The 16,105-nt window shown below is 40.6% G+C and carries 13 protein-coding genes; 9 read left to right on the top strand and 4 right to left on the bottom strand.

Features of this window, described 5'->3' with window-relative positions; all coding sequences use genetic code 11:
* Positions 1 to 7: 7 nt before the first annotated feature.
* The 3 genes from recF to dnaA all read right to left on the bottom strand — a co-directional run bounded on the left by recF (position 8) and on the right by dnaA (position 3,853).
* Entirely contained in the window at positions 8 to 1,180 is a 1,173-nt protein-coding gene (recF, locus tag RTS10_RS09020) for a DNA replication/repair protein RecF (RefSeq protein ID WP_312540051.1), read from the bottom strand.
* A gap of 52 nt (positions 1,181 to 1,232) precedes the next feature.
* Positions 1,233 to 2,408, bottom strand: a complete 1,176-nt coding sequence (dnaN, locus tag RTS10_RS09015; protein WP_312540050.1) for a DNA polymerase III subunit beta — start codon at positions 2,406 to 2,408, stop codon at positions 1,233 to 1,235.
* Positions 2,409 to 2,512: 104 nt separating this feature from the next.
* Positions 2,513 to 3,853: a chromosomal replication initiator protein DnaA gene (gene dnaA, locus RTS10_RS09010; RefSeq protein ID WP_312523185.1), complete on the bottom strand. Its 1,341-nt coding sequence runs from the start codon at positions 3,851 to 3,853 to the stop codon at positions 2,513 to 2,515.
* 502 nt (positions 3,854 to 4,355) lie between these two features.
* Here dnaA and rpmH point away from each other — a divergent pair.
* From rpmH to RTS10_RS08965, 9 genes are all read left to right on the top strand, one after another.
* On the top strand, positions 4,356 to 4,490 hold the full coding sequence (gene rpmH / locus RTS10_RS09005) for a 50S ribosomal protein L34 (protein WP_050326012.1): 135 nt from the start codon (positions 4,356 to 4,358) through the stop codon (positions 4,488 to 4,490).
* Between the two features lie 242 nt (positions 4,491 to 4,732).
* Positions 4,733 to 5,170: a ribonuclease P protein component gene (gene rnpA / locus RTS10_RS09000; protein WP_095356243.1), complete on the top strand. Its 438-nt coding sequence runs from the start codon at positions 4,733 to 4,735 to the stop codon at positions 5,168 to 5,170.
* Positions 5,171 to 5,233: 63 nt separating this feature from the next.
* Positions 5,234 to 5,533: a membrane protein insertion efficiency factor YidD gene (yidD, locus tag RTS10_RS08995; protein WP_076776917.1), complete on the top strand. Its 300-nt coding sequence runs from the start codon at positions 5,234 to 5,236 to the stop codon at positions 5,531 to 5,533.
* Between the two features lie 181 nt (positions 5,534 to 5,714).
* A complete protein-coding gene (yidC, locus tag RTS10_RS08990) occupies positions 5,715 to 7,406 on the top strand; it encodes a membrane protein insertase YidC (RefSeq protein ID WP_312540048.1) in 1,692 nt (563 codons plus the stop codon).
* Between the two features lie 152 nt (positions 7,407 to 7,558).
* The gene (mnmE, locus tag RTS10_RS08985; protein WP_312540047.1) at positions 7,559 to 8,950 is read left to right on the top strand and encodes a tRNA uridine-5-carboxymethylaminomethyl(34) synthesis GTPase MnmE; all 1,392 of its coding nucleotides are present in this window, start codon (positions 7,559 to 7,561) and stop codon (positions 8,948 to 8,950) included.
* Between the two features lie 32 nt (positions 8,951 to 8,982).
* Entirely contained in the window at positions 8,983 to 9,507 is a 525-nt protein-coding gene (nrdR, locus tag RTS10_RS08980) for a transcriptional regulator NrdR (RefSeq protein WP_036601355.1), read from the top strand.
* 8 nt (positions 9,508 to 9,515) lie between these two features.
* Positions 9,516 to 10,595: a bifunctional diaminohydroxyphosphoribosylaminopyrimidine deaminase/5-amino-6-(5-phosphoribosylamino)uracil reductase RibD gene (ribD, locus tag RTS10_RS08975; RefSeq protein ID WP_312540046.1), complete on the top strand. Its 1,080-nt coding sequence runs from the start codon at positions 9,516 to 9,518 to the stop codon at positions 10,593 to 10,595.
* 464 nt (positions 10,596 to 11,059) lie between these two features.
* Positions 11,060 to 11,728: a riboflavin synthase gene (locus RTS10_RS08970; protein ID WP_312385000.1), complete on the top strand. Its 669-nt coding sequence runs from the start codon at positions 11,060 to 11,062 to the stop codon at positions 11,726 to 11,728.
* 331 nt (positions 11,729 to 12,059) lie between these two features.
* Positions 12,060 to 13,148 (top strand): CAP domain-containing protein, encoded by a 1,089-nt coding sequence (locus RTS10_RS08965; RefSeq protein WP_312540045.1) that lies wholly within the window; start codon positions 12,060 to 12,062, stop codon positions 13,146 to 13,148.
* 52 nt (positions 13,149 to 13,200) lie between these two features.
* On the opposite strand, the gene RTS10_RS08960 is transcribed toward RTS10_RS08965, so the two are convergent.
* Positions 13,201 to 16,023, bottom strand: coding sequence for a response regulator (locus RTS10_RS08960; RefSeq protein WP_312540044.1), 2,823 nt, complete (start codon positions 16,021 to 16,023; stop codon positions 13,201 to 13,203).
* Positions 16,024 to 16,105: the final 82 nt, after the last annotated feature.

Raw genomic sequence — 16,105 nt, 5'->3', positions numbered from 1 at the left:
TTGGTTTTTATAGGTCATTTTGAATAGGTTGTGTTTCAAGCGGTAATTGTCTAACGCTTCCCTGTTCCACGTGAAACAGTTTTATATTATCGTGCCAAATCTTCTGAATATTCTCGACGATATCTTGGGTGAGACTAGTGATAAACAGCTGCGAATTCACTTGTTTTAAGCCAGTTAATAACAGCATAAGCGCGTCATTGTCCAATTCTGCTGTGATATCGTCTACCAATACCAAGGGTACTTTATCGACCTGATTGAGTAACGGCAACTGCGATAAGCGAAGCGCCATGACCAATAATTTTTTTTCACCCCGTGACAGCATATCGGTGGCAAGCAATGTCTGCTTGTGTTTATGCCCTGATCCATCAGTATGCACTAAATCTAGCACAACATTGATATCAGCCCGATGGCATCCCATACGCGTATAGCCAAGCTCAATGTCAGACGCCAAACGATTGGCTAAGGTAATGGCTAAGCCAGCTTCAGTATCAAACCCCGGTGTATAACGCAATCTTAATTTTTGGGCATACTGGGGTAAAAATTTTTGCACTTGCGCCAAAAAATAGGGCTGCCATTGTTCAATAATGTGGGCCCTTGCTTGGTGAATTTTTTCTGCATGTTGGCTTAGCTGGTAATCCCAAGCGGAGAGTTCTTGCTGTTGCAGGCTGGTTAATGAGGCGTTGCCAACATTTTGCTTTAATAAGCTGTTGCGTTGTTTTAGTAGACGCTGATAAGACAGCCAATTGGGGTGGAATGATTGTTCCACGTGAAACCCTAACCAATCTAGCATTTCACGCCTTGCTTGACTACCGTCTTCTAGTTGGGCAAGGCTCACAGGCTCAAGCAATAGGGTCGGTAGCAGCTGCGCAAGTGGGCTTTGGGTCACAAGCGACTGACCATTAAGTCTCAATTGCGTGGTAGCGTCTTGGGATTTGGCAATAGCGACGGTTTGGTCATGATTGAGCTTAGCAAAAACCGTCGTATCGCTAAAACCATGCTCAATATAATGCCTCGGTTGATGATGGCGAAAACTTTTGCCGCGCGATAATAAATAGATGCTTTCTAATAGCGACGTTTTTCCGCTGCCATTTTGACCCAAGAACACATTACAACTGCTAGGTTGTAATTCAATCGTGTGAAGATTGCGAAAATGATGAATAGCTAATTGAATAATTTGCATGATTTATCTAATTAACTACTCATCACTGGATTGAAAAAAATATGCCCGCTAACTAAATACGCATTGGCATAACCACAAATTCGTGTTTGCTGTCATTGACTTGTTGTACCAATACCGAAGCATTGGCTTGGCTCATATTAAAGTCAATTTCGCCTTGCAGTACATTAAGTACATCTAGTAAATAAGCCACATTGAATGATATCTCTAATGCCTCACCTTGATATTTAACCTCAAGCTGCTCACTGGCTTCATCTTGCTCAGCATTACTAGCACGCACCATCAAATTGTTATCACCTGAAAAATCAAAAATCACGCCACGCGATTTCTCGTTACTCAAAATAGCCACGCGGCGAAGCACGTTCGCCAGCTGCTCTTGGCTGATACGGGCAATTTTGTTGGTCAATGATGGCATAACGCGGCGATAATCAGGGAACTTACCATCAATCAAACGCGCGGTAAAAGCCACCATGATGGCATTTTTTAGCTGACCTGTGCTATCGACTTCCCCAAAGGGGAGTAAAACTTGTAAAAATTCACGACCCACATTGAGGGTGATTTTATTGTCTTGATTTGGTAGCATGCGTTTAAGCTCTGCTAACAAACGCTGTAATTCAAGTACGGCTTTTCTTGGTAAAATTGCAGCCAGTGCCACGTTATCATCACACGCTATCACTGTACGAGCCAATGCCAAGCGGTGACCATCGGTCGATACTGTCGCTAATTGCCGCTCTTTAACCTCAAACAGCATACCGGTGAGATAGTAACGCACGTCTTGCACTGCCATCGCAAAATGCGTTTTATCGAGCAAATCGACTAGGTCTTCACGGCCCAATTGAATAGGCGTGACTTGCTCGGGCTCACCCAATAGGGGAAAGTCTTGGGCAGGCAAGGTGCTGAGTTTAAAACGACTACTACCGCAGACAATTAAACACTGATTGTCGTTAGCGACAGTGATAGAGACCGGTAAACCGTCGGGCAATAATTTTACGATATCTTTGAATTTGTTGGCAGGAACGGTGATTTCACCCGGTTGTTTGCACGCCGATGCTGGCAAATTAAGGGTGGCTTGTAATTCAAGCTCCAAATCTGACGCTACCATCACCAATTGAGAGTCGGTTAACGCCAATTTCATATTTCCCAAAATCACCATGTTATGGCGTTTGTCAGCGGCTTTTGAAATTAAATTAATCGCTTGTAGTAACAAATCGCGAGAGATTACTAATTGCATGGCACCGCCTCAAATCAAAATAAATGGTTATAACAAATGGAAAAATTACAATCTATTATACGGGGTAATTAACTAAAAATCTTTTTAATCGAGTTAACAAAATACTAGGTCTGTAACATTAATTTTAATGAGCGATAATCCTTGTCAAACATCAGATCGCTGACACAAAGTTCTTGTACTTTCTCACAAGCGTGCATCACCGTGGTATGGTCACGACCACCAAATGATTGCCCAATTTCTGTAAAGCTGTTATTGGTTAGTTCACGGGCTAAACTCATAGCCACCTGACGCGGACGAGCGATATGACGTAGACGCTTTTTACCCATCAGGTCTTTGACCGATATATCATAAAACTCAGCAACGACTTTACGAATATTATCCATACTGACCGCTTGTACACGAATGGCAATCAAATCTTTTAACGCCATTTGTACCAATTCTAAATGGATAGGCTGATTGAGCAGACGGGAAATGGCTAAAACTTTGTTGAGCGCCCCTTCCAACTCTCGCACATTGGCGATGATATGCTGAGCGATAAAAATAGCGCACTCTTTTGGCAAATTCACCTCTTGCGCTTTGGATTTTTTTTGCAAAATTTGAATACGGGTTTCTAACTCTGGCGGCTCTAGCGCTACTGCTACTCCCCAAGCCAGACGTGACTTTAAGCGCTCGTCAAAATCAGTCAGTGCGCTCGGGTGTTTATCAGATGCCAAAATCACTTGTTTATTTTTGCTCATAAAATCATTGAGCAATAGCAAAAACTGCTCGCTACTTTTTTGCTTTCCCGCAATCACATGAATATCATCAATAATCAATAAATCGGCTTTTTTAATTTTATCTTTGAACTCATCGATTTTTTGTTTTCTTAATGAATTCACCAGCTGGTTAACAAACTTATCGGACGTGAAGTAATAAAAACTTTTGCCTTGTTTTAAAATCTCGTGGGCAATTGCTTGCATCAAATGGGTTTTTCCCAAACCTGTCGCGCCATAAATAAACAGCGGATTATTTTTTGATTGACCCAAATTGTTGGCAGTCTCTCGGCAAATACTATAAGCGATTTGATTGGATTTTGCGGTTACAAATTGGTCAAACGTAAAATGCGGATCGATATACTGAAAAGAGCGTTGCTGCTCATTTTTTACCAGCGTCACTTTTTGCTCACCAAGCTCTTGTGTACCGACAGCGTCAGTGATTGCGTTACCTTTATCAATTTGAATCTGCACATGAATTGGTAGGGTTGGCTCAAGCTGGTGTAAAATCGTTTGAATTTGACTTAAATGATTTTTTTCAACATAGCTGGCAAAGTATTGATTAGGTACATTAACGACCATCGTGTTGTCATGCATTGAGGCGGATAATGGGCGAATCCACATGGTAAAAATATTATCAGGTACTTGATATTTTAATTCGTCAACGCACTTAAGCCATAATGCATCCGCCATAACTTCACTTTCCTAATTCAAGCATCTTCAAAATTGGTGTAATGTATCATAAAACCGCTATTTTACAAATAAAATTATTGTGGATAATAATGTGGATATAATTGTTGATAAGTTAAAAATGGAAGTTAATAACAAACTATCAACTATTTATATACAGGTTTATCAACATTATAAATAATTGTTTTTTATTATCATTTTACTATATATCCACTGAAATAGATGTGCTTAATAATAATAAATAATACTTATTTAATATATAATAATAAAAAAATTTTTTGTGGATAACTTTTTACTAAGTTGTATTTGTTATACAAAAATTTTATTTTAGATAAGCAAAATAATTGGTTGTACCAGTAATTTTAAGAAAGAAATTAATCGGTAAGCTTAGTTATCCTTGACCTATTGGTTAAAATTAAGGATAATACGAGATTAACTGTTTTGAAATTTTGTATTTTAACCGCTATCGGTTAAATGTCACGTAAATTTAGCCAAGGTGAATCGCATGAAACGCACTTTCCAACCAAGCGTAATCAAACGTAAACGTACTCACGGTTTCCGTGCTCGTATGGCTACTAAAAATGGCCGTCAAGTTTTAGCTCGTCGTCGTGCTAAAGGCCGTCATCGTTTAACGGTGTAATGTCTATTTTGTTAACTTGATTTAATGTTGATATTAAAACAGGTTATAGTAAAAAGCGATATACTTCTTATATCGCTTTTTTTATTGTTGTACTAATCGTTATGCTAGAAGTCCGTTCGTAACTAAGGATTAGCATACTCCCCTACTCTATTATTTCAGCCTGTTTTTACCCTATCTATAAAATATTTATAGCTTTGGCTTTTATTTTAATGGTGCTTTGGTATTGATTTGGACTTATCCTCATGACGGCAGACAAACCTTTTAAATTTGATAAATCACAGCGGCTGCTAACGCCTAAAGATTTTAAAGCGATGTCGGGTCGCCATACCAAAACTGGTGAAAATCAGTCACAGCCTGTTGTGATGTTTAAAATTCATCAGCCTAACTTATTGTTCTTTGTCAAAGTGGTTTTAGCCGATACCCAAAGACAAGCTGCAGTAAATCGGTTGGGTCTTGCGATCACTAAAAAGAAAGTCAAACGTGCCCATGAGCGTAATCGTATTAAGCGATTAACGCGAGAGCATTTTCGGTTGCATCAGCACCAGCTAAATGGTCAAGTTGATATTTTGTTAACTATCAAGCAGTTTTCCGATGACATGCCAAATGAAGCAATTGCGCAGCAATTAGCGATGGGCTTTAACTTAATCAACGATAAGATTAGAAAGTTGAAACGGAGTTAATTTTTTGGGCAGTTCGTAATATCTTTACTCAAATGAAGGTGATAAAAAATCTGGTCTTAATCCATGGATAAATTATTAGCAAAATTTTTGCTGGGTATGATTATATTTTATCAGCGTTTGATTAGCCCATGGTTGGCACCTCGTTGCCGGTTTTATCCAACGTGCTCTAGCTATGGTTTAGAGGCGGTAAGATTGCATGGGGGGTACCGGGGTGGGATATTGACAGTCAAGCGTATCGCGCGCTGCCATCCTTGGGGTGGGCATGGGATTGATTTTGTCCCTAAGCCATTATATCGCTACCGCTATCATTATATTAACACACGCCCGTCTTACTTTTTTGTATATGCTTACCACTATCATTAATTGATGTAGATAATTAAATTATAAAAATTTGTCGCCAGTCTCAAATAGCGTAATCGAGTCAACTATTTATAGAATATCTTTTTTAACTTTTTTTTAGTAGAATGTCTTCTATTTTTTAATTGTTTTTCCTTTATTAGCAACTAGTGATTTCAAGCAATATCATTAGATAGGGTAGCTATATATGCAAAAAATTTTACGGACATTGATTATTATCGCAATGTTGATTACGGGTTATTTGCTGATTCTGGCATGGCGGGATGATTATACCAATGTAAATAAACCCGTTGCGATAACCCCAACAACCACAGCCGTGAGTAGCAATGATGTGCCAGTGGCGGGGGCTTCAGGTACGCCAACGGGCGATATTCCCACGGCAACAGCAACCACATCAACCGCCGCTCCCACTACCCAGCAAACGGGCGCACAGCTCATTAGCGTGATGACGGACAAATATGATCTTCGTATTAATCCAGTCGGTGGCGATGTGGTATACGCGGCGCTTCGAGAGCATACCCAGACATTAGATAGTAAACAGCCGTTTGTACTTCTTGAAGAAAATAGTAATCGCGTATATGTGGCTCAGTCAGGGTTAATTGGTGCCAATGGTATTGATAATAGCAATGGCCGTGCTACTTTTACCGCGCCTAGTAACCAATTTGTCATGCAGCCTAACCAAGCCGAATTGGTCGTGCCTTTAACTTATCAAAAAGATGGCGTAACCGTCATCAAATCCTATAAGTTTACCAAAGGTCAATATCCTATCAATGTCAGCTACAACATCACCAATAACGGCACGCAGCCTTGGCAAGGACAAATGTATGCGCAGTTAAAACGTGATAATAGCGAAGACCCAGGTAAAGGTGACAAAGGCGCAATTAGCCTATCGACTTACCTAGGCGGTGCATGGGGTACACCAGATCAGCCTTATAACAAACTCAAGTTTGGTAATTTTAATGAGGGTTTAAAAGCCAGCAGTGATAAAGGCTGGATTGGCATGGTACAGCATTATTTTGTCACCGCTTGGATGCCAAAGGATTACACAGCAAATTTTTATAGCCGTGAAGCTGGCAAAGATCACATTATCGGGTTCACCAGTAACCCTGTGTCAGTCGCTCCCAACAAACAAGTGACGTTAACGTCTGCCCTGTATGCAGGTCCAAAAATTCAAACCAACTTAAAACCTTTGGCAGAGGGGTTAGATAAAACTGTTGATTACGGTATCTTATGGCCGATTTCAAAAGTCCTATTTTGGATTTTGGATAATGTACATAAAGTCTTGGGTAACTGGGGTTGGTCAATTATTGCACTCACTTTATTGGTAAAAATCGCGTTAATGCCTATCGCCAATAAAAGCTATCACTCGATGGCAAAAATGCGCGCAGTGGCACCACGATTACAAGCCTTAAAAGAAGAATATGGTGATGACCGTATGCGTATGTCACAAGAGATGATGCGCATCTACAAAGAAGAAAAAGTCAATCCGATGGCAGGTTGTTTACCTGTATTGCTGCAAATGCCGATTTTCTTGGCGTTGTATTGGGTACTGGTCGAATCGGTCCAATTACGCCATGCCCCTTGGATTGGTTGGATTCGTGACTTATCATCCATGGATCCATTGTTTATCTTGCCACTCATTATGGGCGCGGCGATGTTTTTCCAGCAGATGCTAAACCCACAGCCGCAAGATCCTATGCAAGCCCGTGTGATGAAATTTATGCCGATTATTTTCACCGTGTTTATGCTATTCTTCCCAGCGGGTCTAGTGCTGTATTGGACGGTCAACAACTTGTTTAGTATGGCGCAGCAATACTTTATCAATAAAAAAGTTGAGCGTGAGCAAGCAGCAAAAGCGGCAGCACGTAACGTGGTGTAAATCCATCAATCAGTAAGTTATCCACCCTTTAAACCGTTGTTTAAAGGGTTTTTTATTGGCAAAAAATAATCATGTTGTAATCAGTGAGTGGATGTTAAAATATCAGTATTAAGTCAATGCTGACTACCCGAAATGTTAGATTGTAAAAAATTATGTTAAATAACTCTCAGACAGCGCTTACTTCAACCATTGCCGCCATTGCAACTCCAATGGGTCGTGGTGGAGTTGGTGTGATACGCCTATCAGGTTCAAACAGTTACCAAATTGCCTTGGCGTTGACAGGTCGTCAAGCTTTCAAACCGCGATTTGCCTATTTTTGCCGATTTTATGATAGTGATGATACGGTGATTGATGAGGGATTGGTGTTATATTTCCCTGCCCCCCATTCTTTTACAGGTGAAGATGTGATTGAGTTGCAAGGTCACGGTGGTATGATTTTGCAGCAGCAACTTTTGACCCGTGTATTTGAATTGGGTGCAAATCAAGCGGTAGCCGGCGAGTTTTCGGCGCGGGCTTTTGATAATGATAAGCTTGATTTGGTACAAGCAGAAGCGATTGCTGATGCCATTGATGCCACCAGTGTGGCTGCCGCAAAAAGTGCCATGCGCTCGTTGACTGGTGAGTTTTCACAAAAAATTAATGCGCTGCTTGAGCAGTTAATTCAGCTACGGCTGTATGTTGAAGCCGCTATTGATTTCCCCGATGAAGAAGGGGTTGATTTTTTGGCAGATGAGCATATCGCCAAGCAATTACGCCAAGTTTGTGAGCAATTAAACAATGTGTTAGCCACTGCCAAACAAGGGCAGCTGCTGCGAGATGGTGTCTCAGTTGTGATTGCAGGGCGACCCAATGCGGGAAAATCTAGCTTGCTCAATCGGCTTGCAGGGCAAGAGCGGGCCATTGTGACCGATATTGCCGGGACAACCCGTGATATCCTACAAGAAACCATTGTGTTAAATGGTCTAACGCTAAATTTGACCGATACCGCTGGGCTGCGCCAAACCGATGATATTGTCGAACAGGCAGGCATTGAGCGAGCACGACAAGCCATCACCCAAGCTGATTTACTGCTTATGGTGTATGATGCACACCGTGAGCATGAGCCGTTACGATTGGCGAGCGAATTATTTGGTAGCCTACCCAATGCCAATTCGATATTAATGATTGCCAACAAAATTGATTTATCCGACAATCATCAAAATTTGCCCAAGCAACTTTCATCACAAGAGCAGATTTATCACCCCGTCTATGTGTCTTGTAAATATGGTACAGGGCTTGAAGAATTGGTCAATCAAATCTGTGATAAAGTCGGTTTTCATCCCCCTGAAAATAGCTTAATTGCACGAACCCGCCATCTTGATGCGCTGCGCCGTACCCAAATGGCGCTACGAGAAGCCGATGAGCAATTGCATTTGTTTCATGCGGGTGAATTGGTGGCGGAAAGCCTACGCCAAGCGCAGATTAGCCTCAACGAAATCACTGGTGAATTTACCGCCGATGATTTATTGGGTAAGATTTTTGGCAGTTTTTGTATTGGCAAATAAATTAAAAGCTTTAAACTTAGCTAGGAAATCGCATGCACTGTCCATTTTGTAATGCTGAAGATACCAAAGTCATTGATTCAAGACTCGCGGCAGAAGGTGCGCAGGTACGTCGTCGTCGTCAGTGTACCGCGTGCCAAGAGCGATTTACTACCTTTGAAATCATTGAGGCAGTAATGCCCCGTATCATCAAATCCAATGGTCGTATCGAGCCGTATGATGGACAAAAACTGCGTCGCTCAGTGCAGCTACCGTTACAAAAACGTCCGATATCGACCGACAACATTGAAGCCATGATTAGCCGCATTGAAAAACAGCTCAGACAGCTCGGTGAGCGTGAGGTGCCAAGTAAAATTTTAGGTGAAATCGTCATGAAAGAGCTGAGCCAAATTGACGATGTTGCCTACGTTCGATTTGCTAGCGTGTATCGTGATTTTCAAGATATTGAAGCGTTTAAACACATGGTGTCAAACCTCACCACTGACGCCAATAAACAAGAAATCAATCAACGTATCGAAGATTTGACTCACCCACACAAGCTCAAACATCTACAATCCTAAGTTTTATTATGACGGCAACTTTATCACCTGCTGAGCGCTATCAGCACCAATACTACATGTCACGCGCCATTGAGTTGGCTAAAAAAGGACGTTTCACCACCCGTCCCAATCCTAATGTCGGCTGTGTCATTGTCAAAGATAATCAAGTCATTGGCGAAGGTTTTCACTATCAAGCAGGACAACCTCACGCCGAAGTGTTTGCCCTTCGCCAAGCGTATGAGCATGATGCTAAGCAATTGCAGGGCGCAACAGCATATGTCACGCTTGAGCCTTGTAGCCATCATGGACGTACTCCGCCCTGTGCGGATGCGCTAATCAAAGCGGGTATCAGCCGTGTCGTGATTGCTGTTGTCGATCCTAATCCTAAAGTCGATGGTGGCGGTATTGCCAAACTGCAGCAGGCGGGTATCGAAGTCATTACCGGTATTTGTAAGCAAGCGGCTTATCAATTAAATGAAGGGTTTTTTAAAGTCATGCGTGGCGGCTTGCCTTTTGTGCGCTTAAAGATAGCGACAAGTCTGGATGGACGCACCGCGATGGCAAATGGCGAGTCAAAATGGATAACCAGTGACCAATCACGCGAGGATGTACAGCGTTTACGAGCGCAGGCAGGGGCAATTATTACGGGGAGCGAAACCATCCTACAAGACCATTCTGCGCTAAATATCCGTAGTCAGCAATTAGGGGTAAATTTAGACGACATACACCAGCCGTTATTGGTAGTGCTTGACCGCCGTCAACGTATCAAAATGACGGATGTATGGTATCAAAGTCAAATCAACAAGCGTCCCGTTTTGCTTATCCAAGACGCAACTATAAGCTTAACCCAACTACTTACCAGTCTAAAAGATAACTACCAAATCAATGATGTGTTGGTTGAAGCGGGTGCGACGGTCGCTGCTAGTTTCTTACAACATGGTTTGGTAGATGAGTTAATCGTGTATCAAGCGCCATGCATTTTGGGTAGCAGTGCTAAGCCCATGATTAACTTTACGGCACAGCATATGCACCAACAAATGGTCGCTTCACTCGTTTCACATGAAACAATTGGCAGTGATATCAAACTAATATATCGCTTTGATAAGTAAATCCACACAATCGGTTAGGTAAATCTTGCACAAAAAACCAGTCAAACTGGTATATTGTTTGCTTTTTAAAACTTATCCACATTATTAGCTAGAGTTAATGACCACATTAAAATTGCAATTTTCTTGTGGATAAGTGTTTCACATGAAACAATAATTAGAGTTAAATTTTACTGTAATACTAGACTATAAGCGGTGTTTCACATGAAACATCATACGAAATATCCATTATTTATTATACTCATCATCAGTGGATAAGTACATAAATAAGGTGATAAGTAGTCTACGATGGTAAGTTATCCACCAAAAGCTACTCTATCATTTTAATTTTTTGAACACTTGATGCTCGATTTGAATTAGAGTTACTCATTAATTATAATTTAATTATTCTAAATAATATTTTATGTTTGTGATAGTTGTAAAAGTACATTAAAATGCATTGATATCATAAATAACTAGGATAAACAATGTTCACAGGTATTATTGAAGCCACTGGAAAAATCGTTGCGATTACGCCAACACAGGGTGATGTACGCTTAAAAGTTCAATCTGATTATTTGGACTTTGCTGATGTCAAATTGGGTGACTCGATTGCAAGTAACGGGATTTGTCTCACTGTTATAGAACAAGGTAAAGACTGGTACGCCGTTGATGTTTCACGTGAAACACTCAATAAAACAGCGATGCAACAATGGCAAGTTGGCGATGTATTAAACCTTGAAAAAGCCATGTTGCCTACTACACGATTTGGCGGACACATTGTCACCGGTCATGTTGATACCACGGGTACGGTTAAACTTATAAAAAATGATTCGCGCTCGATTTATATAGAGATTGAGATTCCAAGCGAGTTTACCAAATATGTCGCTACCAAGGGTTCTGTAACGATCGATGGTATTAGCCTGACCAGTAATTTGGTGGAAGGTAATGTGATTAGTTTAAATATCATCCCGCATACAGCGCACGTCACCAACATAGCCAGACATTGGAAAGTGGCAACAAAAGTTAACATCGAGGTGGATGTGGTAGCCAGATATTTAGAAAAACTTCTTGTGTCAACACCAGACACCATGTCAAATTCTAATCATGAAGGCATTACCTTAAATTTCCTACAACAAAATGGATTTAGCAAATAACACCGATATATCCCCTGCCAAACTTTTAGCTGAACAAAAATTGTCAAATTTGGGGGTTTAGGGACTAAACAGGGTGTGATTACTGTAACGGCTACAAAGGTCGCCCGTTAAGGGATATTGGTGGCTAAATGATATTGGTAGTTAAAAATAACAAATAGCCAGTTGCTAATCGCAAAGCATAAATTTGTCAGCAATTGACGAAAAATTTTGAGTATGGTGAAAAATTGAACTTCTTTTTTCTCGAAAAAAGTGTAACAATAACTCAATCAAATCAATCTGTCATGATACATATTGAAACGTGAGGTTAAGGTTATAGGGAGTTTAAATGGACATGCTGCTATCAAATAATTTCTTCAACCGTGCTATTATGTTAACATTGTTAGCGACTTTATTAACCGCTTGTGGCGGCGGGGGAAGCGGTAACAGCGATAGCTCATTAACCCCATCATCAACCACTTCCCCAACCCCTATTCCTAACTCTACAACTAATAGCACAGTAGAATTGGCTGCGATAAAGTTGTTGAATGAAAATCGCAGTCAGTGTGGCTTTGGTAGTCTAACAGCCAATCAGAATCTTAACCTTACAGCAATGAATCATGCTAGCTATATGGCATCGGTAACTGAAACAAATAAACAGCCATTTGCAAGTCATGAAGAGCGAGTTGAAACGGGTTTATTAGATACAGGGATTACCAACCCCTATTATTCAGGTATTGATTTAGCCACTAGACTAAATCCCTCTACCTTGGGTAAAAAAGCAGTTAGCACTCATTACGATTATCAAGCGCAAGGTGAGAATATTTCGTTATCAAACTTCTCCACTAAGGATAGTAGTTATACGATAGATGACACTGCCAAAGTCGAAGCCATGTTATATCATTTATTTGCTGCACCTTATCACCTGCGCAGTTTAGTTTATCCGCAATTTACTGAGGTAGGATTAAGCTATCAATTAGTCAAATGGACCGCCAATAATGAAATTAATCATACAAGTCTATTAGAAATCGTATCTGCGTTACCTTTCAGCCAAAAATATATAGAAAATACCAAGCTTTTGAATTTCCCTTGTGATGGGGTTACTACTGACTATGAACTCAGAGATGAAACCCCGAACCCATTTGGTACAACCCGAGATTTAAAAGACCATCCGACTGGACAACCTGTATATGTGTTAGCACCTTTTGATAAAACTATCGCTGAGGCGACAGCCGCAATAACGCAAAATGGTACGTCGATAGGCATGATACATACGCTCACAAGCCTCTCTGACCCCAATAAACTATTAAGTAAAAATGAAGTCATCTTCATCCCAGATTTACCGCTTAAACCCAATACTGGCTACCAAGTCAGTTACCAACTGGTTTATAATGATGGGCAAAAAACCACCAACCAATTTACTTTTAAAACTCGACCCTCATAACGTTTTACTTCAAACAAAAAAAGACCAAGTTAACCTGGTCTTTTTTATTGTCTCAGACCATGTAATGATTGATGGCTTCGATGAGTTTTTGCTTGTTGATGGGTTTGGTCAAAAAACTGTCCATCCCCGCTTCTAAACAGATATTCTTATCATCATCAGAATCATTGGCGGTTAAGGCAACAATCGGCACACTATCTTTATTGAGGCGAATAATACGCGTCGCTTCAATACCATCTAGAATTGGCATGCGACAGTCCATCAACACAAGGCCGATTTGCTGACGATTTTCACTGAGTAACTTAACTGCTTGCTCGCCATCGGATGCTACAAGATAGCGATAACCCAAGGCTTCCAAATGCTTTTTGGCAATTTTTTGATTAACCGGGTTGTCTTCTGCTATCAATATCAATTTTTGGCTAGAAGAATGCGCATCGTTTGGGCTCTCAAGATTGGTGTGGCCCTCATCAACCACTTGAATTGGTCCATCCAATAACAGATTAGGGTTATTAACGGGGGGCGTTACGGATGCTACGTTAACGCTAGAATTAGAGGGATTGGGGTACTGCTGCAAAAATTGCTTAAAGGCCAGTTGTACGGGCAGATGGGTATTGGTTTTTTCTTTTTTGATTTTTAACGCATATAGATGATTCACCTCAGCAATCAACAGGCTTAAAGACGCAGGTTTTTGCAAATACCCATCAAATTGTAATTGCAGCTCGGGTGGCAGAGTTTTAGGTGATTCAATACTTAAAATAATTTTAATCGCATCATTATAAAAATGAATATTATCTAATAAGTGGTTATTGGCTTTGAGTGCTGCATCATCAATCACAAAGACAGGAACCAAGCCTTGCAAATTAAGGTTATTAATCGTATTGATAACGGTTTCATCAATAGTTGTGAAGATATGGTGCGATAATTCCACATAACTTAAAACTTTATTCGCTCGCTCAAAGATAGAAAATGGCGAGATAAGAATGAGTGTTACCCTTAAATTCCTGGTTTTATGTTGGTAAACAGGTTGCAGACTAAACTTTGGAATCGGTAAAAATAGTTGGAATTCGCTGCCTTGACCAAATTGACTTTCTAAATGAATAAAGCCACCCAATAAATGTGAAAAACTATTGGAAATAGCTAAACCAAGTCCTGTACCGCCAAACTGCCGACTAATGGAATCATTGGCTTGTTCAAAGTAGGAAAATAATTTTTGTTGGTCTTTTTCGCTAATACCTAAACCGGTATCTTTTACCGTTATTTTTAACCAATCTTTGCTGACAGTCATATTTTGGCTGGTTTTAGCCGCGATTAATGGGTGACGGCTATCGGTTTTATCAACCGTGATAGCCACGTAGCCCTCTTTGGTAAATTTTACCGCATTGGTCAATAAGTTTAAAATAATTTGCCGTAATTTGCCTTCATCACAATCAATAAAACGTGGGGTAAATGGGTCCACAAAAATATACAGACTAATTTTTTGACGTCGGGCGTTACCAACCATCAGTCCAGTGGTTTGGCGTAGTAACTGCAAGAGATCAATAGACGTGACATTGGTTTGTAGCCTGCCTGCGTCTAATTTGGCCACATCAAGCATATCATTGAGCAGTTGAATCATGGTCTGGCTAGATTGTTGCAGGGTTGCGATGGTTTCTTGTTGCTCGCTATTAAACTGCGCTTTATCTTCAGCAAGTAAATCTATCATGCCGACTAGACCACTAAGTGGAGTACGCAATTCATGCCCCACTACCGCCCACATTTTATTAAAATTGGTTAGTTTATCAGTAGTAAATTTATCCTCGACCCACGCTTTTTGCAGCTTATCGTGATAATCGGTGGTATCTTGTAAGCCACAGCTATAACCTTGTAGTTGACCGAAACGGTTATAATACGGGGTAATGCGTAAATCAAAATACAGATTTCGCTGTAGATTGGTCACGGGTAAGGTCGCATAAGTCTGAATATTCTCGAGCGAATTTAGTAACTGCTGCGTGGTTTTATTGGCACCGGTGATAAAGTCACTGAGAATATACATCGACCCCGGTTGAAACGGGGTATAAAACACTTGTGAAAATTTATGATTAAAGTACACAATCCGACCATTTCTGCTCATGATAAATAGCAAAATTGGTGAAGTATCAATCAAAATATTTTGTCGATAGGTTAACTCGCGAACCTTATCATAATATTGCCCCATCTTATAAGCATGACGATTAAACAGCTGAGATAAATAGCGTAATTCAGGGTGGTCACGAAACTCATGAAGCTTGGCAGGCTGATAACCTTGACTAATTTGCAATTGCAAATTTTGGGCATTATCGAGAAATTTATCCCAAACATCATAAACTTTTCGCAGCTGAATCATCATATATAAAAATAGGCAAAGCCCTAGTAGCAGCGGCAGCAAATAGATAGGGTTGGCAAAATTACGCCAAAGCGGGAAGTATTGTACTTTAACATATAAGCGGTAACCCGCTGCCAGATTCTGCCAAACTTCAAAGCCACGAGCATCATAAAATATTTTATTGCTTTGTTTGTTAGATAGCGTCCAATTGGGTAAGGGGACAGAAAAATCGTCATGGTTGTTTTTGACAACGGTAGTAGCACCCGTCGGCTCAACGATAATCAACTGATAATTTTTAATCACCGCATGGTGATCTAAAGTGACTTGGCTCCAATCGTACTCATGATGGCTAATTTTATGATTGAGTTTATCAACCAGCTCAACGAGGCAACTTTCACCGAGCTGCTGTTGCTGCTGCAACGCATAAAAACCTAGCAACCCATAACCTGCCACTATCAGTATCAGTTCGATAGCCACTAAGGTTACGATGAGTCGCCGAGCTGCCGGGCGATTGTAGAGAGAAAACTGGTTTGACACAGCGTGATATACCCAATAAAGAAAACGGTCAATGAAGGTAAAAGAAAAAAACCCATCATCACAATGCTAGATTTAAGTATTG

The sequence above is a fragment of the Moraxella sp. CTOTU47616 genome, from assembly GCF_032017465.1.
GTDB lineage: Bacteria > Pseudomonadota > Gammaproteobacteria > Pseudomonadales > Moraxellaceae > Faucicola > Faucicola tetraodonis.
This window is presented reverse-complemented; position numbering and strand designations above follow the sequence as displayed.